Origin of the sequence: Curtobacterium sp. MCBD17_035 (assembly GCF_003234815.2) — a bacterium.
Taxonomy (GTDB): domain Bacteria; phylum Actinomycetota; class Actinomycetes; order Actinomycetales; family Microbacteriaceae; genus Curtobacterium.
In genome coordinates, this window is sequence record NZ_CP126279.1 from 2320861 (window position 1) to 2345548 (window position 24688).

At 72.0% G+C, this 24688-nt stretch carries 19 protein-coding genes, 1 tRNA gene and 1 other RNA gene; 7 read left to right on the forward strand and 14 right to left on the reverse strand.

The genetic code is table 11. From position 1 onward, the window contains the following. Nucleotides 1–26 precede the first annotated feature (26 nt). Nucleotides 27–123, reverse strand: an RNA gene (gene ffs, locus DEI93_RS10905) — signal recognition particle sRNA small type. A gap of 66 nt (nt 124–189) precedes the next feature. Here ffs and DEI93_RS10910 point away from each other — a divergent pair. Then, the gene (locus DEI93_RS10910) at nt 190–861 is read left to right on the forward strand and encodes an SDR family oxidoreductase (RefSeq protein WP_111036796.1); all 672 of its coding nucleotides are present in this window, start codon (nt 190–192) and stop codon (nt 859–861) included. 155 nt (nt 862–1016) lie between these two features. Here DEI93_RS10910 and DEI93_RS10915 read toward each other — a convergent pair whose 3' ends face one another. Beyond that, nucleotides 1017–2216 (reverse strand): acetate/propionate family kinase, encoded by a 1200-nt coding sequence (locus tag DEI93_RS10915; RefSeq protein ID WP_111119245.1) that lies wholly within the window; start codon nt 2214–2216, stop codon nt 1017–1019. After that, nucleotides 2213–4333 (reverse strand): phosphate acetyltransferase, encoded by a 2121-nt coding sequence (gene pta, locus DEI93_RS10920; protein ID WP_111036798.1) that lies wholly within the window; start codon nt 4331–4333, stop codon nt 2213–2215. The genes DEI93_RS10915 and pta overlap by 4 nt, the downstream gene beginning before the upstream one ends. A gap of 110 nt (nt 4334–4443) precedes the next feature. Here pta and DEI93_RS10925 point away from each other — a divergent pair. Together DEI93_RS10925 and DEI93_RS10930 are read left to right on the forward strand one after the other, a co-directional pair. Next, nucleotides 4444–4531, forward strand: a tRNA-Ser gene (locus tag DEI93_RS10925). Nucleotides 4532–4826: 295 nt separating this feature from the next. Further along, entirely contained in the window at nt 4827–5465 is a 639-nt protein-coding gene (locus DEI93_RS10930; protein WP_111119244.1) for a hypothetical protein, read from the forward strand. A gap of 35 nt (nt 5466–5500) precedes the next feature. Here DEI93_RS10930 and DEI93_RS10935 read toward each other — a convergent pair whose 3' ends face one another. After that, nucleotides 5501–6751 (reverse strand): multidrug effflux MFS transporter, encoded by a 1251-nt coding sequence (locus tag DEI93_RS10935; RefSeq protein ID WP_111009462.1) that lies wholly within the window; start codon nt 6749–6751, stop codon nt 5501–5503. 188 nt (nt 6752–6939) lie between these two features. Here DEI93_RS10935 and DEI93_RS10940 point away from each other — a divergent pair, with 188 nt between their 5' ends. Next, on the forward strand, nt 6940–7509 hold the full coding sequence (locus DEI93_RS10940; protein WP_111009461.1) for a TetR/AcrR family transcriptional regulator: 570 nt from the start codon (nt 6940–6942) through the stop codon (nt 7507–7509). 125 nt (nt 7510–7634) lie between these two features. Here DEI93_RS10940 and DEI93_RS10945 read toward each other — a convergent pair whose 3' ends face one another. The 10 genes from DEI93_RS10945 to DEI93_RS10990 form a co-directional block, all read right to left on the reverse strand. After that, complete coding sequence (locus DEI93_RS10945) at nt 7635–9626, reverse strand: S53 family peptidase (protein WP_258372043.1); 1992 nt, start codon at nt 9624–9626, stop codon at nt 7635–7637. Nucleotides 9627–9960: 334 nt separating this feature from the next. Then, nucleotides 9961–10575, reverse strand: a complete 615-nt coding sequence (locus tag DEI93_RS10950) for a type 1 periplasmic-binding domain-containing protein (protein WP_284158413.1) — start codon at nt 10573–10575, stop codon at nt 9961–9963. Between the two features lie 102 nt (nt 10576–10677). Further along, nucleotides 10678–12069 (reverse strand): MFS transporter, encoded by a 1392-nt coding sequence (locus DEI93_RS10955; RefSeq protein ID WP_111119242.1) that lies wholly within the window; start codon nt 12067–12069, stop codon nt 10678–10680. Next, on the reverse strand, nt 12066–13217 hold the full coding sequence (locus tag DEI93_RS10960; protein WP_111119241.1) for a cystathionine gamma-synthase: 1152 nt from the start codon (nt 13215–13217) through the stop codon (nt 12066–12068). Before DEI93_RS10960 ends, DEI93_RS10955 begins: the two co-directional genes overlap by 4 nt. Nucleotides 13218–13296: 79 nt before the next feature. Beyond that, nucleotides 13297–14661: a cystathionine beta-synthase gene (locus tag DEI93_RS10965; RefSeq protein ID WP_111013593.1), complete on the reverse strand. Its 1365-nt coding sequence runs from the start codon at nt 14659–14661 to the stop codon at nt 13297–13299. Between the two features lie 115 nt (nt 14662–14776). Then, on the reverse strand, nt 14777–16687 hold the full coding sequence (locus DEI93_RS10970; RefSeq protein ID WP_181434864.1) for an ABC transporter ATP-binding protein: 1911 nt from the start codon (nt 16685–16687) through the stop codon (nt 14777–14779). Between the two features lie 194 nt (nt 16688–16881). Further along, the gene (rplL, locus tag DEI93_RS10975) at nt 16882–17268 is read right to left on the reverse strand and encodes a 50S ribosomal protein L7/L12 (protein ID WP_111009457.1); all 387 of its coding nucleotides are present in this window, start codon (nt 17266–17268) and stop codon (nt 16882–16884) included. Nucleotides 17269–17313: 45 nt separating this feature from the next. After that, entirely contained in the window at nt 17314–17829 is a 516-nt protein-coding gene (gene rplJ, locus DEI93_RS10980) for a 50S ribosomal protein L10 (RefSeq protein ID WP_111009456.1), read from the reverse strand. A gap of 255 nt (nt 17830–18084) precedes the next feature. Beyond that, the gene (locus DEI93_RS10985; protein ID WP_111013526.1) at nt 18085–19560 is read right to left on the reverse strand and encodes a sensor histidine kinase; all 1476 of its coding nucleotides are present in this window, start codon (nt 19558–19560) and stop codon (nt 18085–18087) included. Nucleotides 19561–19608: 48 nt separating this feature from the next. Next, nucleotides 19609–20349 (reverse strand): response regulator transcription factor, encoded by a 741-nt coding sequence (locus tag DEI93_RS10990; protein WP_111009454.1) that lies wholly within the window; start codon nt 20347–20349, stop codon nt 19609–19611. A gap of 199 nt (nt 20350–20548) precedes the next feature. Between DEI93_RS10990 and DEI93_RS10995 the strand changes: the two genes are divergently transcribed. The 3 genes from DEI93_RS10995 (at nt 20549) to DEI93_RS11005 (ending at nt 24614) form a co-directional block, all read left to right on the forward strand. Beyond that, a complete protein-coding gene (locus DEI93_RS10995) occupies nt 20549–22096 on the forward strand; it encodes a bifunctional PIG-L family deacetylase/class I SAM-dependent methyltransferase (protein WP_181435977.1) in 1548 nt (515 codons plus the stop codon). A gap of 143 nt (nt 22097–22239) precedes the next feature. Continuing rightward, nucleotides 22240–23808, forward strand: coding sequence for an ABC transporter permease (locus DEI93_RS11000; protein ID WP_111119239.1), 1569 nt, complete (start codon nt 22240–22242; stop codon nt 23806–23808). 131 nt (nt 23809–23939) lie between these two features. After that, entirely contained in the window at nt 23940–24614 is a 675-nt protein-coding gene (locus tag DEI93_RS11005; RefSeq protein ID WP_111027065.1) for an ABC transporter ATP-binding protein, read from the forward strand. The last annotated feature ends 74 nt before the right edge of the window (nt 24615–24688 follow it).

Genomic DNA, 24688 nt, shown 5'->3' on the forward strand with positions numbered 1-24688 from the left:
ACCGGTTCCAGCGGGCGGCGGCGGAACGAGAAGACTCCCCACGTACCCGCCAGAGCCCGGTTGCCCTTGCTGCGTTTCCGCCCTGGGGGAGTTGGCCTGGATGGCGTCACGTGAGGAGCCGCCGACAGTCTAGCGGACGCCTCGCCCGTTCATCGACGCGCACTCAGCCGCGGGCGGTTCAGTGGAGGCATGAAGATCGTCATCGCCGGAGGACACGGCAAGATCGCCCTGCTGCTCGAACGACTCATCACGCAGGCGGGACACGACGCGGTCGGGATCGTCCGCAACCCGGCGCATGTCGCCGACGTCGAGGCCACCGGCGCGACCGCGATCGTCCGGGATCTCGAGCAGATGGACGAGGACGACCTGGCGGTGGACCTCGAGCAGGCCGACGCCGTCGTGTTCGCGGCGGGCGCCGGACCGAACAGCGGTGCCGAACGCAAGTTCGCGGTCGACCGCGACGCCGCGATCCTGCTCGCCGACGCCGCCTCGCGGGTCTCGGTGCCGCGGTACGTGCTCATCTCGGCCATGGGCGCCGACTCGTACGACCCGGCCACGGCGGTCCTGCCGGCCGCGGACGACCGCGCGGTGTTCCAGGTCTACCTGCGGGCGAAGGCGGAGGCGGACGCGAACATCCGCGCACGCGGGTTCCAGTGGACGATCGTGCGTCCCGGAGGTCTCCTCGACACCCCGGGCCAGGGCACCGTCCGCGCCGGCACCGAGGTGCCCCGTGGTTCCGTCTCGCGGGCCGACGTCGCGGCGGTCGTCCTGGAGGCCCTGCTCGCGGGTGCCGCGATCGGTCGCCAGTTCGAGCTCACGTCGGGCGACGTGCCGATCCACGAGGCGCTCGCGGCGCTCTGAGGCGGCGGCGCGCCACGGCCCGCATCTGAGGCGGCGGCGGGTCACGGCCCGCATCAGCCCGGGCGGCAGCAGCGGCGCGCGCTGGAGATCAGGGGACGCGCCAGCGGCGCCACGACGCCGACGCCGACGCCGGGCGAGCCCGCGAGTCCGGTAGATCAGTGCAGTGCCACAGCGGCGGACTGCCGCGCGATCTCCAGCTCCTCGTTCGTCGGGATCACGAGCACCGCGACCCGGGAGTGGTCGGTCGAGATCCGCCGCGCACGGCTGGAGTGCAGGTCGTTGCGGTCGTGGTCGACCTCGATCCCCAGGTGCTCGAGCCCGGCGAGGACCCGGCGCCGCAGGAGCGCGTTGTTCTCGCCCACACCCGCCGTGAACACGACGGCGTCGAGGCCGCCGAGCTGGGCGGTGTACGCGCCGACGTACCGGCGGATCCGGTGCCGGTAGACGGCGAGCGCCGCCTCCGCCCGGTCGTCGCCCTCGGACGCGTCGCTCTGGACGTCCCGCATGTCCCCGTTCCCGGTGAGTCCGAGCAGGCCCGACTGCTTGTTGAGCATGGTGTCGAGGTCCTCGAAGGACATGCCTGCCTCGCGGTGCAGGTGGATGAGGATCGCGGGGTCGAGGTCGCCCGAGCGGGTCCCCATGACGAGCCCCTCGAGCGGCGTCAGGCCCATCGACGTCTCGATGCTGCGCCCTCCGTCGATCGCGGCCGCGGACGCCCCGTTGCCGAGGTGCAGGACGATCGTCTTGAGCTGCTCGAGCGGGCGGCCGAGGAACACCGCGGTCTGCTCGGACACGTACTTGTGGCTCGTCCCGTGCGCGCCGTACCGCCGGATCGCGTAGCGCTGCGCGAGGTCCGCCGGGATCGCGTACGTGTAGGCCTCCGGCGGCATGGTCTGGTGGAACGCGGTGTCGAAGACGGCGACCTGCGGCACGTCTGCGAACACGTGCTGTGCGGCCCGGATCCCCTCGAGGTTGGCCGGGTTGTGCAGCGGTGCGAGGGCGGACAGGGCGTCGATCCGCGCTTCGACCTCGGGCGTGATGACGGTGGCGCGGTCGAAGTCGGTGCCGCCGTGGACGACCCGGTGGCCGACGACGGCGGGCGGCTCGTCGTCGAACGAGGGTCCGACGGCGGCGAAGGCGTCGAGCATCGCGCGGAACCCGGCGGCGTGGTCCGGCACGTGGGCGTCGTCGTTCGAGGTGGACTTGCCGGTCACGGCGTTCGTGTGCTTGGTGGCGCCGGAGGACTCCCCGATGCGCTCGACCAGCCCGGACGCGAGCATGCGCTCCCCCTCGAGCTCGATGAGCTGGTACTTGAAGGAGCTCGATCCGGAGTTGACGACGAGTGCTGTGGTCACGATGCCTGCTTCCTGGGTTCGGCGCTGGTCCCGGCCTGGATGGCGGTGATCGCGACGGTGTTGACGATGTCCCCGACGAGTGCGCCGCGCGACAGGTCGTTGATCGGCTTGCGCAGCCCCTGCAGGACGGGCCCGATCGCGACCGCGCCGGCGGACCGCTGCACGGCCTTGTACGTGTTGTTGCCGGTGTTGAGGTCCGGGAAGATGAACACCGTCGCGCGGCCGGCGACCGGCGAGTCCGGCATCTTGGCGCGGGCGACGGTGGGGTCGGCGGCGGCGTCGTACTGGATCGGGCCCTCGACGAGCAGCTCGGGGTGCCGTTCGCGGACGAACGCGGTGGCGGCCCGCACCTTGTCGACGTCCGCCCCGGATCCGCTGTCCCCGGTCGAGTAGCTGAGCATGGCGACGCGCGGTTCGATGCCGAACTGCGCGGCCGTTGCCGCGCTGGACGTCGCGATGTCCGCGAGCTGTTCGCTGGTCGGGTCCGGCACCACGGCGCAGTCGCCGTACACGAGGACGCGGTCGGCGAGCGCCATGAGGAACACGCTCGACACGATCGACACGTCGGGCCGGGTCTTGATGATCTCGAACGCGGGGCGGATCGTGTGCGCGGTGGTGTGCCGGGCTCCGGACACCATGCCGTCGGCGAGGCCGAGGTGCACCATGAGCGTGCCGAAGTAGGACACGTCCGTCACCCGGTCGCGCGCCAGCTCGACGGTCATGCCCTTGTGTGCGCGGACACGGGCGTACTCCTCGGCGAACCGTTCACGGAGCGGTTCGGCGGAGGGGTCGACCACGTCGGCGGCGTCGAGGTCGAGCCCGAGCTCGGCCGCGCGGGTGCGGACCGCCGTCGGGTCCCCGAGGATCGTGAGGTCGCAGACGTCGCGCTGCAGGAGCGTCGACGCGGCCCGGAGGATCCGGTCGTCGTCCCCCTCGGGCAGGACGATGCGCTTCCGGAGCTCCCGAGCACGGTCGATCAGACCGTGCTCGAACATGAGCGGCGTCACGACGGACGACGGTCCGACCTCGAGCCGGGCGAGGAGTTCGTCCGCGTCGACGTGCCGCTCGAACAGCGACAGGGCGAGGTCGGTCTTGCGCGGCGAGTCCGCCGCGAGGCGCCCCCGGGTCTGCGTGATCCGCAGCGCCGTGTCGTAGGTGCCGAGCCCGTTGCGGGCGATGGGCAGGGTGCTCGACAGACCCTCGAGGAGGCGCTGGATCTGCGGCGACGTCTCGAACCCGCCGTTGAGGACGACCCCGGCGAGCGAGGGGAACGTCTCCGAGTCGTTCGCGAGCAGCGTCGCGATGAGGACGTCGGTGCGGTCGCCCGGGACGACGACGATCCCGCCCTCGATGAGCCGGGGCAGGACGTTCTCCATGCTCATGGCGGCGACCACCGTGCCGAGGGCCTCGCGGTCGAGCAGGGCCTCGTCACCGCTGACCAGGGTGGCGTCCGTCGCGGCGAGCACGGCACGCACCGTCGGGGCGACGAGCACGGCGTCCTCGGGGATCGCCCAGACCGGCGTGCCCGGGTGCTCTGTCGCGATCGCACTGCGGATGCCGGCGACGACCTCGTCGATGCGCTCGGGCGCGGTGCGGTTCGCGACGACCCCGAGCAACGACGCGTGGGCGGCGCGGAGTTCGCTCGTGGTCAACTCCGCGATCTGTCGGACGTCGTCGCCGGTCCGGGCGCCGCGCTCGGAGCTGCTCCGCCCGCCGAGCACGAGGAGGACCGGTGCGCCGAGGTTCGCCGCGATGCGCGCGTTGTACGACAGCTCGGTCGGGCTGCCGACGTCGGTGTAGTCGGAACCGACGACGACGACCGCGTCGCACTGCCGCTCGACGAGCGCGAACCGGTTCACGATCGTGGCGAGCGCCCCGTCGGGGTCCGCGTGGACGTCCTCGTAGGTCACCCCCACGGCGTCGTCGTAGTCGATGCCCGCCGATGTGTGCTGGAGCAGCAGCTCGAGGACGTAATCCCGCTCGGCGGTCGACCGCGCCACGGGCCGGAAGACGCCGACCCGGCCGACGGTCCGCGCGAGGGTCTCGAGCACCCCGAGGGCCACGGTGCTCTTGCCGGTGTGCCCTTCTGCTGACGTGATGTAGATGCGGGTCGACACCTCCCCAGGGTAGGACCGGGGGCCGGGTGCCGCCCCAGGGCGCGGTGTCGCGGTCGTCGGCCCGCCTCCGGACCTGTACCATGGGGTGTCGTCGCCACAGGGCGACGCCCGGAGGATTCGCCTAGTGGCCTATGGCGCACGCTTGGAAAGCGTGTTGGGTGCAAGCCCTCGGGGGTTCGAATCCCCCATCCTCCGCCACGATCGACCGTCGATTCCCGTCCGTCGCCCCTCGCGTGGCGCGCCCGGGAGGCCCGTCACCGCCCGCACCGGAGCTCCGGTCCCCCACCTGCCGGACCCGGTCGAACCCCACGTCGCGGGGATCCGCAGATCACCTCCACAACGCTGGGACGGCGCGGGGGTCAGGCCCTAGGCTGACGCTCGCAGGCCGCTCCGTCACCGGTGACGGCCGAGATCCGGCAGCGGCAGGGGCGTCGCGTCGGACCACCGGGACGGCTCCCGGTGGCCGCCGGACCGTGAGGGGCGAGGAGCATCCGTGGGGGAGACGACGGCACGCGTCAGGGCGACGCCGGGGAGGGCGCACCTCGTGGTGCGGCCGAGCGGGGCGTTCCTGCGGAGCACCGCATTGAGCATCCTGTTCTCCGCGGTGCCACTCGCGGTCGCGCTCGTGTGGGTGTCGTTCCCGCTCGGGTTCGTCGCGCCGGTGGGGACCGTCGCGGTCGTCGCGGCGGTGCTGACCTCGCTGCTCGTGGTCCGGTTCCGCACGGTGTACGCCGGCGTCGGCTCGCACCACGTCGAGATGCGCGGGCTGCTCGGACCACGCGTCGTGCTCGACCGTGCGCATGTGCACCGGGTCGTGCTCGCGACGACGTTCGGTCCGTCCGTGGACCGCACGACCCGCCAGCTCGTCGCGCTGACCGAGTCCGGGCATCCGCTCTTCCGGATGCGGGGCGTGCTGTGGGACGACACGGCGCTCGGGCACCTCGCCGAGGCACTGGACGCACGGGTCACGGAGCTCACCAAGCCCATGCCGCTGCGCGAGTTCCACCGCCTGTACCCGCAGAGTCGCGCTTGGTACGAGCGGCCGATGGCGATCCTGGGGATCGCGGTCGGGGTCGGGTCGCTCGTGGTCCTGGCGCTCGTCGCGGAGACCGCGGGACGCATCGCTCACTGACGTCGGGCCGCACCCTCGGCGGTGCGGATCCGGGGTCAGTGCGACAGCGCCGGCACCGTGCGCGGCCGGACCACGAACCAGAGCACGAACACGGCCACGACGGCGGTGGCGGCCATGACCTCGGCCATGGGCACGGCGGAGCCGATGCCGAGCAGGCCGACGACCGGCGAGATGATGCCGGCCACGCCGAAGTTCATCGCGCCGAGCAGTGACGCCGCCGTCGCGGCCTCCTTGCCGTGGGCTGCGAGCCCGAGCACCTGGATCTGCGGGAACGAGAACCCACACGCACAGATGAAGAACCACAGGGGCACGAACACGCCCGCGCGCCCCACCCCGACGGAGTCGAACACGGCGATGGCGACCGCGCTGACGAGCAGGACGGCGGTGGAGCAGGCGAGGATCCACTGCGGGCCGACGCGCCGTGCGAGGCGCGACGACACCTGCACGCCGATCACGACGCCCAACGAGTTGACCGCGAACAGGACGCCGTACTGCTGGGTGCTGAGGCCGTACACCTGCTGGAACAGGAACGGCGACGCGGACAGGTACGAGAACAGGCCGCTGAACACCATCGCTCCGATGAGCGCGACGCCGACGAACACCCGGTCCGAGAACAGTGCGCGGTACCGGTCCCGTACCGACGCGTGTCCGACGTCGTGGCGGCGCTCGCGCGGGAGCGTCTCGACGATGAGGCTGATCATCGCGATGATCACCACCGCCCCGTAGCAGGCCAGGAACACGAACACCCCACGCCAGTCGACGACGCGCAGCATCTGCGAGCCGATGAGCGGGGCCAGGATCGGGGCGAGCCCGTTCACCATCGCCAACCGCGACAGCATGCGCACGAGCGGGATGCCCCCGAAGAGGTCGCGCACCATGGCCATGGCCACGACGACGCCCGCCGCGGCGCCCATCCCCTGGAGGAACCGGAGCACGGCCAACGTCTCGAGGTTCGGCGCGAGGGACGCGGCCACCGAGGCCACGATGTGGAGGGACGTGGCGAGGATGAGCGGGAGCCGCCGCCCGACGCGGTCGCTCCACGGCCCGACGAGGAGCTGGCCGACGGCGAAGCCGACCGTCGTGGCGGTGAGCGTGAGCTGCACCGCTCCGGCGCTGATGTCGAAGGCACGCTCGAGCGACGGGAACGCGGGCAGGTAGAGGTCGATCGTGAACGGCCCGAGCGCCGTGAGCGCGCCGAGGACGACCACGTAGACGAGGCGCTGGGAGCGACGCAGAGCGTCGCCGGGGTGGACGACGGTCAGGGCGCCGGTGGCAGGGGCGGTCACGGGGAGGAGGGCCTTCCGGGGTGAGGGGTGGTCGCCGGTCGAATCGATTCGGGTCCGGGACCAATGCTACGGGTCCGCATCGGCCCGCGCACGGCGGGCCGCGCTTCTGCGTGCATCGGCGCGGCCCGTGCGCGAACCGGCCCCGCGACCCGCCCTCCTGGTAGCGTCGGGGCGTCCACAGAGGGGTGATGACCATGGTCGACGCGCGGATCCTGCACACCACGGCGGCGCTGCGTGGGGCCATCCTCGGGCTCGCAGCCGACCGGCCGGTGTCGGCCATCACCGTCGCGGACGTCACGCGCGCCGCTGGCATCAACCGCGCGACGTTCTACTCCCACGCGGTCTCCCCCGGCTCGCTCCTCGCCGACGTCCTGACGCCCGAGCTCGACAGCATCCGCGACGAGGACGCCGCGCTCCGCGAGGTCCCGGGCGCCGACCCGAGCACGATCACCCGCAGGGGCATCAGCGCCGTCGTCGAGCACATCGTCGCGCACCGCGAGATCTACCGGTGGGCACTCCCCGACCCGAACGACGCCTCGCTGCATCGGCTGCTCGCCGAGCACTTCCGGGTGTCGTGCGTCGCGCACATCGCCGGCATGGCGCCCGAGGACCGGCCCGAGGTCCTCCACGACGTCGCCGCGGGGTTCGTCGCACAGGGATTCGTCGGCGCGATCACCGTCTGGGTCGCCGGTCCGCGGCGGTCACGAAAGGCGCTCGTCGACACGATCACCGCGTCGCTCCCCGCCTGGTGGCGCTGACCCCGCCAGGCCCGCGGGTCGCCTGACGGGGCGCTCCGGGCCTCCCGGCGGGAACGGCGAGACGCCGGGCCCCTCGTGGGGACCCGGCGTCTCGTGCTCCCGCGGCGGTGCGTCGGACCGGTCGACTAGACCTTCGCCTTCGCGAGCGCGGTGAGCAGGTCGAACGACACCGAGCCGAGGCCGGTGACGTCGTCGTAGCCGCGCGCGGTCGTGAGCGACGTGTCCGTGTTGAGCGTGACCAGGTAGCTGTTCCCGCTCGTGGCACTCGTGTACGCCAGCGCGATCGGCGAGGCTGGCGGGGTCACGTCGTTGAACAGCGACGGGGCCACGCGGTCGACCGCGTAGAGCGTCGGGTTCGCGAACCCGATCCGCGAGTGGGTCGTCTGCTGGACGAGCGCCATCAGGGCCGCCGTGATCGGCGACGCGAGCGAGGTCCCACCGTAGGTCTCGGTCTCGTAGGCCGCCGCGGCGAGCGTGCTGTCGTCCTTGATCGGACGGATGCCGATCGAGAACCCGGTGTACGGGTCGGCCAGCGCCCCGAGGTCCGGCGAGACGCGCTTGCCGTTCGCGAGACCGGCGGGGACGATGCCCTTCTGGTAGCTCGGCTGGGCGAAGTACGTGCTCGCACCGCCACCCGCGCCGCCACCGAACAGGTTGCCGGGCAGCGGTGCCGCGTAGGAGTCCGTGCCGTTCGTCGACACGATCTTGTCGAGCGTGTCCCCCCAGCCGGTCTCGTAGGCCTTGCGACCCGCCGCGTCGATGCCGAGGCTCGTCCCGCCGACCGCCGTGACCCACGGGGACGAGGCCGGGAAGTCCGGCTCGGGCTGCCCGAGGGCCGCCGTCTCGTCGCCGTTGTCACCGCTCGAGAAGTACAGGCCGATGCCCTCGCCGGCGGCCTGCAGCTGGATGTTCTCCTCGCCCTGCAGGGTCGACAGCGGGACGTCCTCGCCGGTGTTGCCGTAGCTGTTGCTGACGATGTCGGCCAGGCCGCCGTCGAGGATCCGGGACATCGCGATGTCCAGGCCCCCGCCGCAGTTCGTGCCACCGACGTACAGGATCGACGCCGCGGGCGCGACCGCGTGCACGGACTCGACGTCGAGCGTCTCCTCGCCCTGCCAGCCGCTCGGCTCCGCGCAGGCCTCCTGGTCGGTGAACTGCGACACCGACGGGATCTTCTGCGAGAACGTGCTGCTCGTCAGCTGGGGCTCACCGTGGCTGGCCGAGTAGGTGTTCGTGTCGTGGATGATCGTCGGCGACGCGTACGCGTCGATGATCGCGACGGTCTGCCCCTGGCCCTGGACGCCCCGTGCCTCGAGCGCCGAGACACCGTAGGCGGACCGCAGCTGCGACGGGATGTAGCCGCAGTTGAAGGTGTCGACGGTGGTCGTGCCGTACGCGGCCGGGACGGTCGCGGTGTGCTGCCCGGTGTAGGCCGAGCACTGCGCGTTCACCGCGGCCGGCGCCGTGGTCGACTGAGCGAACACGTGCGACGGTGTGGTGGCGGCGGGCGTCTGCCCCTGCCCGACGATCTCGGGACGCGTGGTGAACCGGCCCTGGTCGACGCTGACACCGGAGACCTTCGCCGCGATCGCGGTCGGCAGGGACGGCGTGGAGGACGGCGCGACGAGCGAGCGACCGTCGTGGCGGTACTCGTGGAGCGTCGTGCCCATGACGCTCTGGACCGTGGCAGCGGGACCGCGGAAGACCACGTACTGGTGGCTCGCGGGGACGCCCGAGATCGTCAGGCCCTGCGCGCGCAGGTAGCTCGTCACCTGGTCGACGTCGGCCTTGGTGGGCGCGTACTTCGCGATCCACGCGGCCGGCGACAGCGGCGTGCGGTACTGCGGGTTGCCGGGCGTCGACACCGCCGTGGCGAGGGCGGTCGCCCCGGCCAGGTCGCGGAGCGGCAGGTAGACCTCGCCCTCCACGCTCGTGTCGGCGGCGACGGTCCCGCTGTCGTTCGCGTGGGTCGCCCACGACGGGACGGAGTTGCCCAGCGGCGCACGGGTGGCCGCGTTGGCGGGGGCCGCGGCGAGGAGCGAGGTGCCGGCGACGCACGCCGCGGCGATGACACCGACGAGGACTCGTCGATGAGGGGTGAGTTTGGGAGTTGGCACTACTGTCCTCTCTGACCGTTGTCCAGGAGACCCAGGGAGCTCCAGGAGATTCGTGTGCTGACCCTAATCTGGGGGGTCCCCGGCGGGACAGTCAGCACATCGCGGGACGGTCGCCGTGCCCCGGGCGCGGTCCGGATCCTGAGCGGACGCACAGCTCCGCGCCGCGCGGAGGCAGGCGACGATCCGCTCGGTGGGCAGCACGGCTGGGAGGACGCCCAGAGCGATCCGGGCCCCCTGCCGGCTGCCGTCAGCCACCAGCCACCAGCCACCAGCCACCAGCCGCCAGCCGGAGCGTGCCACGGATGCCCGTCGCCGGACGACGGTCCGACGGCGCTCACTCCCCGGACGGGCGGCGTCCCTCCTGGAGCCGGTCGGTGAGCCGGACCACTCGGCGGACGAGGTCGGCATCGCTGCTCCCCACCGGGAGCCGGAAGTCCGAGACGACCGGCCGTGACACGCCCCCCTTCCGCAGGGGTTCCCCGATCGCGACCACCACCGCGCCCGCGTCCTGCGCGCGCTGGACCGCCGCGGCCAACGCCGTCGGGTCGACCGCTTCGACCACGACCACCTTCGCCCCGGCCATCGCCGCGGCGACGATCGCCGCGGACTGCGCGTCCGGACGGGAGGCGATGCGCACGTCCGGCACGTAGCCGGATGCAGTGAGCGCGGATCGGAAGGCCCCGTCGAGTCCCGGCGTGGGTGTGGCGATCGCGCCGGGCTGCGTCGCGCCGGGTGTCGCGTCGGCGGTCGCGTCGGCCTTGGCTCCGCGCGTGCCGCCGGCCGATGCGCCCGCCGGCACCACGACGGCGATGCGCGCGTGCTCGTCGAACCCGCCGTCGGCCCCCGTGAGGTCCGTGCTCCGCACCGGCGTCGGGGTCGTGCCGTCCTCCGCCGCGCAGGCGGCCGGCCCGACCGCGACCACCGCGGCGAGGATGACGCACCGGGTCACCACGGCCACCGTCCTGCCCCGCCGCATCACGTCCTCCCTGGTCGCCCGGCGCCCCACGCTACACACGGCGGGACGGCCGGCACCGCCGCGTCGCCCGCTCCGTCACCCGCGCGGGGCGGGCACGGGCCCGACGCGGCGGACGAGGGCCAGGCCGGCGAGCGCCACGAGCGTCATCGCGCCGAACACCACCGCGAACGACACGGTGGCCGCCCGACCCCCGAACGCCGTGAAGGCGACGCCCGTGATCGCGAGCCCCACGACCGCGCCGGTGGCGTCGCCGATCGCCAGGGCAGAACTCGCGGATCCCTGGTCCGCGCGGTCACTGAGCCGGAGTGTGAGCATCGAGGTCCGCGGGTAGACGATCCCCATGCCGGCACCCGCCACGAACCACCCGGCGATCATCACGACCGGCAGGACACCGGTGACGGCGACGACGAACGCGGCGAGCAGCCCGAGCGCCACGAGCGTCAGTCCGATGCTGAAGGTGCGGCGCGCCGTGAGCACCCGTTCCGGGATCCGGCCGTGGGCCCAGCTCGCGGCGGCCCAGCTGATCGCCGCCAGGGTCAGGGTGACACCGGCCGCCGACGGGCTGAACCCGTGGTGCGCCTGGAGCAGGTACGGCAGGTACACCTCGCTGCCCATGTAGGCGGCGCCGGCGACGGCGCGCATCACGACGACGGTCGGGAGGCCCGGTGCGACCCGGAACGTCCCCACCGGCAGCAGGGGGCGCAGCCCGACCACCGCGACCACGAGTCCGACGGCGAGCACGAGGGGCCCGAGTGCGCCGGCGAGGTCCGGGGCGGTGTTGAGCCCGAGCACCGCGACGGCCGCGACGGCGGACCAGGCGATGCGCGGGCCCGGCCACGCTGGTCGGTCCGCGACGTCGGGGACCGGGAGACGCCGGAGGCTCGGCAGCAGGAGGACGAACGAACCGACGGCGATGACGAGCGCGCCGACGAACACCCAGTGCCAGCCCCACGTGTCCGTCACGACACCGGCGGCCGCCGGACCGACGAGGCCCGGCACGACCCACGCGCCGGCGAAGCCCGCGAAGATCCGTCCGTGCAGGTGCTCGGGGTAGATCCGCGACACGATGACGTACAGCACGACCGTGAGGGCCCCCGCGCCGAAGCCCTCGACGAGGCGTCCGCCGAGGAACACCGGCATCGACCCCGCCAGGGCCACGATCGCCGTGCCGAGCGCGAAGAGCAGCGCGGAGACGATCGTGACCACGCGTGCCCCCGACCGGTCCGCCCAGGTGCCGGCCACCACCATGCCCGGCACCCCTGCGGCGAGCGGCGCGGCGAAGGCCAGCGAGTACAGCGCCTCGCCATCGAGGTCGCGGCTGATCACCGGCATGATCGTGGCCATCGCCAGGTTCTGGAACGCGCTGACGGCGACGATCGCGACCATGCCGACGGTCGGCAGGACGTATCCGCGTCCCAGGATGCCCGCGCGCCCCGGCCTCGCCGCGCGCCCGGGCGGGATGGTCACCGCGTCAGGGCCTGCTCGACGTCGGCCACGAGGTCGGCGACGTCCTCGATGCCGACCGACAGGCGGACCACGTGCTCGGGCACCGCGAGCTCCGTGCCCTTGACCGACGCGTGGGTCATCTCGCTCGGGTATCCGATGAGCGACTCGACACCACCGAGCGACTCCGCGAGCTGGAACACCTCGGTGGACTCGGCGAACCGGCGTGCGGCCTCCGGACCACCCGTCAGCGCGACCGACAGCATGCCGCCGAACCCGCGCATCTGCTTCGCCGCGATCGCGTGACCCGGGTGGGACTCGAGGCCCGGGTAGAACACCCGCTCGACCGCCGGGTGCCCGACGAGCGCCTCGGCGACGGCCTGCGCGTTCGCCGAGTGCCGTTCCATCCGGACCGCCAGTGTCTTGATGCCCCGGGTCGTCAGCCAGGCGTCCATCGGCCCGGAGATCGCTCCTGCGGCGAACTGCACGAAGCCGACGCGCTCGGCGAGCTCCTCGTCGCGCAGCACGATCGCACCGCCCACCACGTCCGAGTGGCCACCGAGGTACTTCGTGGTGGAGTACGCGACGACGTCGGCACCGAGCGCGAGCGGCTGCTGGAGGTACGGGGACGCGAACGTGTTGTCGACGACGACGAGTGCGCCGACCTCGTGCCCGATCGCGGCGAGCGCGGCGATGTCGACGATCTTCATCAGGGGGTTCGTCGGCGTCTCGACCCAGAGCACCACCGTGGGGCCGGGCTCCCCTGCCTGGAGGACGGCGCGCACCGCGTCGAGGTCGCTCATCTCGACGGTGGTGAGCTCGACCCCCCACGGCACGTGCAGGCGGTTCACGAGGCGGTGGGTGCCGCCGTAGACGTCGTTGCCCATCACGACGTGGGCGCCCGGCGCGAGGACGGCGCGGAGCAGGGCGTCCTCGGCGGCGAGGCCGGACGAGAACGACAACGCCCGGACGCCACCGTCGAGGTCGGCGAGTTGCTCCTGCAGGGAGTCACGTGTGGGGTTGCCGGACCGTGAGTACTCGTACCCGTTGCGCATCCGCCCGATGCCGTCCTGCACGAACGTCGAGGTGAGGAACACGGGCGGGACCACCGCACCGGTGCGCTCGTCGGGCTCCTGCCCGGAGTGGATCGCGCGGGTGGAGAACTCGGCCATGGGGTGACTCCTGGTGATGACGGCGGGGTGGATGGTCGGACGGCTCCACGGAGGGGCCGCCCAGCGGGGCCGGGAACGGCTACGCGGACAGGAACGCGAGCAGGTCGTGGCGGGTGACGACCGAGACGGGCTTGCCGTCCTCGACGACGAGCAGGGCGTTCGTGTCCTCGAGCGCACGGCGGGCAGCCGTGACGGACTCACCGATGCCGATGATCGGCAGCGGGTCGCCGACCGAGGCCGACAGCGAGTCGGTCATGCGGGCCGCGCCCGTGAACACGGCCTCGAGCAGCTCCTGCTCCTCGATCGCGCCGACGACCTCGCCGATGACGACGGGCGGCTCGGCCGAGAGCACCGGCATCTGCGAGACCCCGTACGTCTTCATGATGTCGATGACGTCGCGCACGGTGTCCGACGGGTGGGCGTGCACGAGGTCCGGCAGGGCGCCGGTCTTGGCCTGCAGGAGTGCGCCGACCGTGCGCTCGTCCTCGGTCTCGACGAATCCGTACGAGCGCATCCAGCGCTCGTTGAAGATCTTGCCGAGGTAGCCACGGCCCCCGTCCGGCAGGAGCACGACGACGACGTCGTCCGGTCCGAGGTCGCGCGCGGCACGGAGGGCGGCCACGACGGCCATGCCGCTGGAGCCACCGACGAGCAGGCCCTCCTCGCGGGCGAGGCGGCGGGTCATCGCGAACGACTCCGCGTCCGAGACCGCGATGACCTCGTCGACGACGCTGCCGTCGTAGGCGGGCGGCCAGAAGTCCTCACCGACACCCTCGACGAGGTACGGGCGTCCGGTGCCGCCGGAGTAGACGCTGCCCTCGGGGTCCGCACCGACGATGCGCACGCCGCCCTCCGAGACCTCCTTGAGGTACCGTCCCGTCCCGCTGATCGTGCCGCCGGTTCCGACGCCCGCGACGAAGTGCGTGATCGTCCCGTCGGTGTCCCGCCAGATCTCGGGGCCGGTCGTCTCGTAGTGGCTGCGCGGCCCGTTCGGGTTGGCGTACTGGTTCGGTTTGAACGCGCCGGGGATCTCCTGCACCAGGCGGTCCGAGACCGAGTAGTAGGACTCGGGGTGCTCCGGCGGCACGGCGGTCGGGGTGATGACGATCTCGGCACCGTAGGCGGTGAGGACGTTGCGCTTGTCCTCGCCGACCTTGTCGGGGAGGACGAAGACGCACCGGTACCCACGCTGCTGGGCGACGAGCGCCAGACCGACGCCGGTGTTGCCGCTCGTGGGCTCGACGATCGTGCCGCCCGGTCCGAGCTGCCCCTTCGCCTCGGCGTCGTCCATGATCCGGGTGGCGATGCGGTCCTTGGCCGAGCCACCCGGGTTGAAGTACTCGACCTTGACGAGGACGGTCGCGGCGACCCCCGCCGTCACCGAGTTGAGGCGGACGAGCGGGGTGTTCCCGACCAGGTCGATGACGGAGTTGGCGTAGCGCACGGTCATCGAGTGTACGTCGTGCCCCTGCCGCATGACCTGGCAGGTCGGCGAACGCCCCCCGGCAGCGGACGTCGCACGGGTCTCCCGCGGCGCCGCGCCTGCTGAGGCCCTGCGTTCAGGCCTCGACGCCCTGGGCAGCGGCGACCACCGGCTCGTTCTGCTGACGGTGCAGCGCCGCGTAGACACCGCCGAGTGCCAGGAGCTCCTCGTGGTCGCCGCGCTCGACGATCCGGCCGTGGTCGACGACGAAGATGACGTCGGCGTCCCGCACGGTGGACAACCGGTGCGCGATCGCGATCGTCGTCCGACCGCGGGCGGCCGCGTCCAGGGCGTCCTGCACCACCCGCTCCGAGATGGAGTCGAGCGCGCTCGTCGCCTCGTCGAGCACGAGCACCGGCGGGTCCTTGAGCAGGACGCGCGCGATCGCGATGCGCTGCTTCTCGCCGCCGGAGAGTCGGTAGCCGCGCTCCCCCACGACGGTCGCGTAGCCGTCGGGGAACGACTGGATCGTCGCGTCGATGTTGGCGGCACGGGCGGCCGCGCGGAGCTCGTCGTCGGTCGCGTCCGGCTTGGCGTAGCGGAGGTTGTCGGCGATCGTCGCGTGGAACAGGTAGGTCTCCTGGCTGACGACGCCGACGTGCCGCACCAGGTCGTCCTGCGCGATCGCGCGGACGTCGGTGCCAGCGAACCGGACCGTGCCCGTCGTCGCGTCGTACAACCGGGGCACGAGGTACGAGATCGTGGTCTTGCCGGCGCCGGACGGTCCGACGAACGCGGCGAAACGTCCGGGCTCGAGGTCGAACGACAGCCCACGGAGCGTCGGCTCGTCCGGGTCGCCGTCCGGGTAGACGAACGTCACGTCCTCGAACGCGAGCGCGCCGATCCGCGACTCGTCCACGGGGACGGGATCCGCCGGGTCGGTGATGGCCGGCCGCAGGTCGAGGTACTCGAAGATGCGCGCGAACAGCGCCCCGGACGTCTGCAGGTCGAGCACGACGCGGAGCAACCCGACCGTCGGGAACAAGAGCCGCGACTGCACGGTGGTGAACGCGACGATCGTCCCGGCGGTGACGGGCACACCACCGACGATGAGCCAGGCCGCGACGAGGTAGATGATCGCCGGGATCACGGACAGGAAGATCTGCACGATCGCGAAGAACCACTGCCCGGACATCTGCTGACGTACCTGCAGGCGGATCTGGTTGCGGTTCTCGGCCTCGTACCGGTCGATCTCGGCGCCCTGGCGGTTGAAGCTCTTGGCGAGCAGGATGCCCGACACGCTCAGGGCCTCCTGCGTGATCGCCGTCATGTCCGACAGGGACTCCTGCGTCTCGGCGGCGATGCGGGCGCGGACCCGGCCGACGCGACGCTGCGCGATCACCAGCAGCGGCAGGAGCACGACCGCGACGATCGTCATCTGCCAACTGAGCAGCACCATCGCGACGACGGCGGCGATCACGGTCACGGTGTTGCCGAGGACGGACGAGATGGTGTTGTTGAGGACGCTCGCGACCCCACCGACGTCGTTCTGGAGGCGCGACTGGATGACACCGGTCTTCGTGCGTGTGAAGAACGCGAGTTCCATGCGCTGCAGGTGACCGAACAGCTGCGTGCGCATGGCACCCATCACCCGGTTGCCGACGGTCGCGGTCAGGTAGGTCTGCCAGACGCCGAGCCCCGCCGACGCGATCCACAGCGCGACCATGCCCGCGACGAGCCATCCGAGCACGGGCAGGTCGGGATGTCCGGACCGGGGGAAGAGCCCGAGGTCGAACGCCTTCTGGGTGAGCAGCGGCGGGATCACGCTGAGCGCCGCCCCGAGGAGCACGAGCACGACGGTCCCGATGATCGCCGTCCGATGCGGCCGGAACAGCCCCGCGATGCGACCGAGCAGGTCGGGGATCTTCGGCGCTGCCGCGTTCATGGCCCGCTGGGCGTCCGGGTCGCCGCTCGAGATCCGGTTGCCGCGCATGGGTCCGCCCCCGCCGCCGCCCCGCATGCCACCGCCGCCGGCGACGGCGTCCATCCGGCTCACGGCGCGATCCTCGTCATGAGGGTCCAGGGTAGTCGCGCGCGCCGACGCGGACGGGCGCCGTCGCACCGTCGGTGAGCGTGCGCGTCGTGGCGCCCGGCGACGACGGGCGGTGCGTCGCCCGGGAACGACGGAGGCCGCCGTCCCCGAGGGGACGACGGCCTCCGTGCGAGCGGTACCGACGGGTCTTACTTGACCGTGACGGTCGCGCCGGCGCCCTTGAGCTGGTCGGCGGCCTTGTCGGCGGTCTCCTTGTTGACGCCCTCGAGGACGTTCGCGGGGGCACCGTCGACGAGCGCCTTCGCCTCGCCGAGGCCGAGGCTCGTGAGGGCGCGCACCTCCTTGATGACCTGGATCTTCTTGTCGCCGGCGGACTCGAGCACGACGTCGAACTCCGTCTTCTCCTCGACCTCCTCGGCCGGGGCGGCGCCCGCGCCACCAGCGGCGGCGACGGCGACGGGAGCGGCGGCGGTGACCTCGAAGACCTCCTCGAACTTCTTGACGAAGTCCGAGAGCTCGATGAGCGTGAGCTCCTTGAAGGCGTCGATGAGCTCGTCCTGGGACAGCTTGGCCATTGTTCTCTCCTTGCTACGTGGTGTGGTTGTCTACCGCAGGCCCGATCAGGCTGCGGACTCCTGCTTCTCGCGCAGTGCCTCGACGGTGCGGACGGCCTGCGAGAGGGGCGCGTTGAACAGGTACGCGGCGCCGAACAGCGATGCCTTGAAGGCGCCGGCCAGCTTGCCGAGCAGCACCTCCCGCGACTCGAGGTCGGCGAGCTTGTCCACCTCAGAAGCGGTCAGGGGGTTACCGTCGAAGTACCCCCCCTTGACCACGAGCTGAGGGTTCGCCTTGGCGAATGCACGCAGCGACTTCGCGACGGCGACGGTGTCACCGTGCACGAAGGCGATCGCGGACGGACCGGCCAGCTCGTCGTCGAACGACGAGATGCCCGCCTCGTTGGCAGCGATCTTCGTGAGCGTGTTCTTCACCACGGCGTACGTGGCGTGCTCGCGGATGTCAGTCCGCAGCTGCTTGAGCTGGGCAACCGTGAGACCGCGGTACTCGGTCAGCAGGACGGCGTTCGAGTTGCGGAAGTGATCCGACAGCTCGGCGACCGCAGCTTCCTTGTTCGCCATGGCTCTCCTTAGGGTCTGTGCCGGCAGCCCCCGGTCCCGAACACGAAAAAAGCTCCGGCGCAGAGGCTCGGAGCTGGACCCACGCGAGGCGTGTGAGCGGTTCGGAACACCTGCGCGGGCTGCCTCGTCGGACGAGGACCTTCGGCCACCACACCAGCGACAGTGGGAACTGTGCAGGCACGGCGGCAACCGGCGGTCTTTGGCTTCCGGAAGCGTACCAGCCCCGCCGCAGGGCCACAACCGGCGGACGACCGCTCACGCGCCCGACGCGGCGACTCCCGATCGGCGCAGGTCGTCCGGGCGCGACGGCACCGCCGGCAGACGGACCGTGAACACCGTGTCGCCCGGGACACTCCGGACGGACACGACGCCGCCGTGGGCCTGGACGACCGCGTCGACGATCGCGAGCCCGAGGCCGGTCGATCCGGCGGTCCGGCTCCGCGAGCTGTCGGCACGCGCGAACCGCTCGAACATCTTCGGCAGGAACGCGGGGTCGATTCCCTGTCCGGTGTCGCGGACGGTCAGGTCCACCCCCTCCGGACCGGTCGCGATCCCGACCGTGATCCGGGTGCCGTCCGGGGTGTGCGTGCGGGCGTTCGTGACGAGGTTGACGACCACCTGGTGCAACCGTGCGGCGTCGCCGAGCACCACGACGGGCTCGTCCGGCACGTCCACGTCGATGAGATGGCCGGGACTGGCGGCGTGCGCGTCGTTCACGGCGTCGAGGACGAGCCCGGTCAGGTCGACGTCGTCGAACTGGATCTCGCGCCCCTCGTCGAGTCGGGCGAGCAGCAGCAGGTCCTCGACCATCCCGGTCATCCGGACGGACTCGGCCTCCACGCGACTCATGGCGTACACGACGTCGTCGGGCAGGTCGACGGACATGCGCCGCGTCAGTTCGGCGTACCCGCGGATGGAGGCCAACGGGGTCCGGAGCTCGTGCGACGCGTCGGCGACGAACTGCCGGACCTTGTCCTCGCTGGCCTCACGGGCACGCATGGCGTCGCCGATGTGGCCGAGCATGCGGTTGAAGGCGGTGCCGACGCGCCCGACCTCGGTCCGCGGGTCGGTGTCCTGCTGCGGCACCCGCACGTCGGCGAGCTGGTCGCCTCGGACGAGGGGCAGGCGCGCGACCGTCGTCGCGGTCTCGGCGACGCGTTCGAGCGGGCGCAGGGAACGGCGGACGGCGTACGTGGCGACGAGGCTCGCGGCGACGAGCGCGACGACCATCACGACGACGACCACCCAGATGAGGTTCCAGATGCTCGCGTAGACCGGGGCCATCGGCAGGCCGACGACGAGCACGCCGTTCGTGGTCGCGACCGCGGCGACCCGGTAGTCACCGACGCTGCCCCCGAGGTGCACGGTCTGCGCCCCGTTCCCGACGGTCGCCTGCGCGAGCGTCTGCGCCTGGCCCGCGGTGAGCTGCTTGATGGAGCCGCTCTCCTGGATGATCGTGCTGAAGACACGGTTCCCGTTGAGGTACACGGCCGTGAGCGTGCCGGCCGCTTGACCCGCCGGTCGGGCGAGGTCGTCGGGAGGCGCGCCTCCGAATCCGCCGCCGCCCTGGTTCAGGTGGCTCTGCGCCCGGTCCGTCGCGTGTTCGATCTGCGAGTCGATGCTCGTCGTCTGGATGGTCGCGAGCGCGATGATGCTGCCCGCGCCGATCACCGCGCTCACGGCGACGACGAGGGCGACGATGCTGAGCACGAGGCGTCGACGGAGCGTCATGGGTGGAGGTGCCTTCGTCGGGGCGGTCCGGGCGTGGTCACCCGTCGGTCAGGACGTCGGCTTGATGACGTAGCCGACGCCGCGGACCGTGTGGATCATCGGCGTCTCGCCCGCGTCGATCTTCTTGCGCAGGTACGAGATGTAGATCTCGACCACGCTCGACTTGCCACCGAAGTCGTAGCTCCAGACGCGGTCGAGGATCTGTGCCTTCGAGAGCACGCGTCGCGGGTTCCGCATGAGGAAGCGGAGGAGCTCGAACTCGGTGGCGGTGAGTTCGATCGACCGACCGGCACGGTGCACCTCGTACGACTCCTCGTCGAGCACGAGGTCGCCGACGGTGATCGTGGAGTCACCGGCCTCGGCGATGCTGATCTGCGACCGTCGGATCAGTCCGCGGAGCCGCGCCACGACCTCCTCCAGGCTGAACGGCTTCGTGACGTAGTCGTCGCCGCCCGCCGTGAGCCCGCTCACCCGGTCCTCGACGCTGTCCTTCGCGGTGAGGAAGAGGACGGGGGTGTCGTCGTTGTTCTGCCGGAGTCGGTTGAGGACCTGGAGGCCGTCGAGGTCCGGCATCATCACGTCGAGCACCATCGCGTCCGGCCGGAACTCGCGGGCCTTGGCCAGGGCGTCCTGACCGCCGTTCGCGCTCGTGACGTCCCATCCCTCGTACCGCAGGGCCATGGAGAGCAGGTCGGTCAGGCTGGACTCGTCGTCGACGACGAGGATGCGCAACGGCGAGCCGTCGGCACGGGTGAGACGGGGAGCGGCTGAGGGCTGGGAGATGGTCACGTCTTCCGAGTATCTGGACTCGCCTATGAGCGGTCTGAGGAGGACCGGAGGACCGCCTGTGGATGCGATGGCGTCGGCATCCCCGACATCTGTCGGGCGGCGGCGCAGCCGCTCCTCCGTGCGTACGGTGGCAGGGTGCTCCACCCGACCGCCGCGCCGTCCGCGCACCACCCGTCCGACACGACCGAGGAGGACTGACATGGTGAGCTTCGACCACCGGGAGCCCGGCACCGACCCCGCGTCGTGGACGACGTTCCTCGCGGAGCGGACGACGGAGCGGCTCGACCTCGACGGGATCGCGTCGGTCGTGGTGCTCGCACCCCACCCGGACGACGAGACCCTCGCCGCCGGGGGGCTGCTGGCGACGGCCGCCGAACTCGGGTTGCCGGCACGGGTCCTGCTCGCCACGCGCGGCGAGCGGTCGCACCCGGACTCCCCGACGACCACGCCCGATCGGCTCGCCGCGCTCCGCGAGTCCGAGTTCGCAACGGCGCTCCAGGTGCTCCAGCCGGACATCCGCGCCACCCGCGTCCGCCTGCCGGACGGCGAGCTCCGCGAGCACCGCTCGACGTTGCGTGACGCGCTCGACCACGTCCTCGCGGGCATGCCGACCCCGACCCTCCTCGCGGCGCCGTGGACGGGTGACGGTGACCGCGACCACCGCGCCGCGGGCGAGGTGGCCGAGGAGGCCGCCGCCGCCCACGACGGCGTGACGCTCGTCGAGTACCCGATCTGGATGTGGCACTGGGACGACCCCGCGTCGGCGAGCGGTCCGTGGGACCGTGTCACGGCCCTCCCGGTCCCGCCCGCGCTGCGTGAGCGGAAGTTCATCGCGCTCACGATGTACGCGTCGCAGGTCGGCGCGCTCTCGGACGCCCCGGGCGACGAGGCGATCGTCGACCTCCGTCACCTCGAGCACTTCACGCGCGCCGAGGAGGTCTTCTTCCGCATCGCCGCCACCGAGCGGCCGAGCATCGAGGAGCCCGGAACGACGGCAGCACCCGCCGAGGAGGAGCCCGGAACCACGGCAGCACCCGCCGAGGAGGAGCCCGGAACGACGGCAGCACCGGTCGAGGAGGACCCCAGGACGACCCCCGCACCGGGCGGGGGCGAGGCCGGACCGGCGGACCAGCCGTCGCCGGACGGGTCCGGCTCGCGGACCCGCGCGTCCTCCGAGGCGCACTCCGCGCGCCGACCGGACGGCCGGGACTTCGAGCACGACTGGTACGAGCGCCGGAAGCGGGCGGTCACGCTGGCGGCCCTCCCGCGCGAGCGCTGGCGGTCCGCGCTCGAGATCGGCTGCGCGACGGGGTTCCTCACCCGTGAGCTCACGGAGCGGACGGACGCGGTGCTCGGCGTCGACATGGCCCGGGCACCCCTCGAGCAGGCCCGCCGCACGGCACCGCGCGCGACGTTCCTCCGCATGACCGTCCCCCAGGAGTGGCCGGACGGGCGCTTCGACCTCGTCGTGCTGTCCGAGGTCGGCCACGACCTGAGCGCCGCCGACCTCGGAACGACGGTCGAGCGGGTGTTCCGGTCCCTCGACCCAGACGGGGTCCTCGTCGCATGCCACTGGCGCCACCCGATCGGCGACGCTGGGCTCGACGGCGACGCCGTGCACGCCCGCCTCCGCGCGCGCTGGCCCCGGTCACCGCTCGTGCACCACGAGGAGGACGACTTCGTCCTCGACGTGTTCCCCGGCCCGGCCGTCCCCTCGGTCGCGCAGGAGTCCGGTCTCGTCCGGTGAGGTGCTGAGCCGAGGTCGACCGCACTGGGGAATCCCATAGGAGCGGGCAACTCCGCGCACAGCACCCCTCCCTACGGTCTCCTCGTCGGCCCCGTCCTGCGACAGCATGACGGTGTTCCCCGCCGGCCCCTGCGAGGAGAACCATGTTCCTGACCTACCTCAGGCGCGAGCTCACGAACCGCAAGAAGCAGACCGTGATCATCGCGATCGGGATGGCGTTGGCCATCGCGCTCGTGATCATCGTGTCGTCGATCTCGAGCGGCGTGAAGGCAGCGCAGTCCACTGTGTTGCAGTCCGTGTACGGCGTCGGCACCGACATCACGGTCACCCAGACCGCGAGCGCCACCACGGACGGCGGCCGCCCGAGCTTCGGCTTCGGCCAGAGCGGCGGTGCCACCGGCAGCGACGGCACCACGAAGCTGTCGAAGTCGCGGCTGTCGGTCACCCGCGGCACCACCGCCATGTCGGACAGCACCGTGACGACGGTCACCTCCACGGCCGGCGTGTCCGCCGCGTCCGGGGTGCTGAACCTCACGAACAGCACGTTCTCGGGTTCCATCGCCCAGCGACAGGACTCGTCCTCCGGCACGTCGGGCTCGTCCGGCTCGTCCGGCTCGTCCGGCACGCGTCAGGCGCCGACGGGCGGTCAGGGCGGCGGGTTCGGCGGCGGGAACTTCAGCATCGACGAGTTCACGGTCACGGGCATCCCGACGAGCAGCAGCACGGTCGGCCCGCTGACGAGCGCGAAGCTCACGAAGGGGCGGGCGCTCCGGTCCTCGGACGCGGGCAAGGACGTCGTCGTGCTCGACAAGACGTACGCCAAGAGCCAGTCGAAGACCGTCGGCGACACCATCTCGATCGGCGACACGACGTTCACCGTGGTCGGCATCGTGGCGTCCACGTCGTCCGACTCCGCGACCGCGTCGGATTCGTACATCCCGCTCGACACCGCACAGAAGCTCTCGAGCGAGACCGGCAAGGTCACCACGATCTACGTCTCCGCGGCCTCGTCCTCGAACGTCAGCAGCATCAAGACCGCGCTCGAGAAGAAGCTCACCAAGGCGACCGTCTCCACCGAGGCCGACCTCGCATCGAGCGTGTCCGGGTCCCTCTCGACCGCGTCGAGCCTCGTGTCGAACCTCGGCACCTGGCTGTCGATCGTGGTCCTCGCCGCCGCGTTCCTCATCGCCATCCTGTTCACGATCTCCGGCGTGAGCCGCCGCACCCGCGAGTTCGGCACCCTGAAGGCCATCGGCTGGTCCAACGGCCGCATCACGCGGCAGGTCGCCGGGGAGTCGTTCGTCCAGGGCATCATCGGCGGCGTCGTCGGAGCCGTCGCGGGCCTGGTCGGCATCCTCGTCATCAACGTCATCGCCCCCACCATCTCCGCCAGCGCCTCCAGCACCGGCACGAACGGGGCCCGTGGCGGCCCCGGCACCGGCGGCGGGTTCCCCGGGGCCGCCGCAACCGGCGCGCCGAACGCCGGCACGAGCGGATCCGGTGCGACCTCGGGTGGGTTCGGCGGGGCGGGGGGCTTCGGCGGCGGACAGACGGCCTCGACCACCGACGTCGTGCTGCACGCCCCCGTCACCGTCGAGATCATCCTCGTCGCGATCGGTCTGGCGATCCTCGGCGGGCTGCTCGCCGGTGTCCTCGGCGGCTGGCGGGCCTCCCGGCTCCGCCCGGCAGAAGCACTCCGGAGCGTCGCCTGATGCCCACCGACACGTCCTCGAACCCCTCTCGGATCCCGAGCGCCACCGACCAGTCAGGAGCACCGATGTCCACCACGGACCGCGTCTCGACCATCGCACCCGCCGCAGCACCGGCCAGCGGGAACCGCCCGATGTACCAGCTGAGCGGCGTCGGCAAGACCTACGCCCAGAAGAACAAGAAGGTCACCGCCCTGGCCGGGGTCGACCTCGAGATCCCGACCGGCCAGCTCGTCGCGATCCAGGGTCCGACCGGCGGCGGCAAGTCGACGCTGCTGCAGATGCTCGGCGCGCTCGACCGACCCACGTCCGGGTCCGTCGTGCTCGGCGACCGGGACATCGCCGAGCTCGGCGACGGCGCCCTCACCGAGATCCGGGCATCCGAGATCGGGTTCGTGTTCCAGTCCTTCAACCTCATCCCGACGCTGACCGCTCGCGAGAACGTCGAGACGGCGTTCGCGGGGTCGCTCGCCCGGTCGTCACGTGACGAGATCACCCGGAGCGCGACCGCGGCGCTCGAGTCGGTCGGACTGGGCGAGCGCCTCGAGCACCTGCCCGCCGAGCTGTCCGGCGGCCAGCAGCAGCGTGTCGCGATCGCCCGGGCGCTGGTCAAGAACCCGAAGGTGCTCCTCGCGGACGAACCGACGGGGGCACTCGACGAGGGCACCCGTGACGAGATCATGTCGATCATCGAGGGTCAGTGGAAGGACCGCGGCCTGACGGTCGTCATCGTGACGCACGACTCGTGGGTCGCCCGCCGCGCCGAGCGCCGTCTGCACATCAAGAACGGCCAGGTGCGCGACATCTGACCGTCCCGCACGCACGGCATCTGCGCCGACATCGCACGACACGCCGCTTCCCCACGACGGGAGGCGGCGTGTCG

What these genes read in the sequence shown, in the direction of transcription:
- DEI93_RS10960 (WP_111119241.1), bottom strand. Translation starts at nt 13,217, where the DNA reads ATGGCCGAGTTCTCCACCCGCGCGATCCACTCCGGGCAGGAGCCCGAC.
- DEI93_RS11005 (WP_111027065.1), top strand. Translation starts at nt 23,940, where the DNA reads ATGTACCAGCTGAGCGGCGTCGGCAAGACCTACGCCCAGAAGAACAAG.
- DEI93_RS10970 (WP_181434864.1), bottom strand. Translation starts at nt 16,687, where the DNA reads ATGGACGCCGTCGCCGGCGGCGGTGGCATGCGGGGCGGCGGCGGGGGC.
- DEI93_RS10995 (WP_181435977.1), top strand. Translation starts at nt 20,549, where the DNA reads ATGGTGAGCTTCGACCACCGGGAGCCCGGCACCGACCCCGCGTCGTGG.
- DEI93_RS10910 (WP_111036796.1), top strand. Translation starts at nt 190, where the DNA reads ATGAAGATCGTCATCGCCGGAGGACACGGCAAGATCGCCCTGCTGCTC.
- rplL (WP_111009457.1), bottom strand. Translation starts at nt 17,268, where the DNA reads ATGGCCAAGCTGTCCCAGGACGAGCTCATCGACGCCTTCAAGGAGCTC.
- DEI93_RS11000 (WP_111119239.1), top strand. Translation starts at nt 22,240, where the DNA reads ATGTTCCTGACCTACCTCAGGCGCGAGCTCACGAACCGCAAGAAGCAG.
- DEI93_RS10940 (WP_111009461.1), top strand. Translation starts at nt 6,940, where the DNA reads ATGACCATGGTCGACGCGCGGATCCTGCACACCACGGCGGCGCTGCGT.
- DEI93_RS10985 (WP_111013526.1), bottom strand. Translation starts at nt 19,560, where the DNA reads ATGACGCTCCGTCGACGCCTCGTGCTCAGCATCGTCGCCCTCGTCGTC.
- rplJ (WP_111009456.1), bottom strand. Translation starts at nt 17,829, where the DNA reads ATGGCGAACAAGGAAGCTGCGGTCGCCGAGCTGTCGGATCACTTCCGC.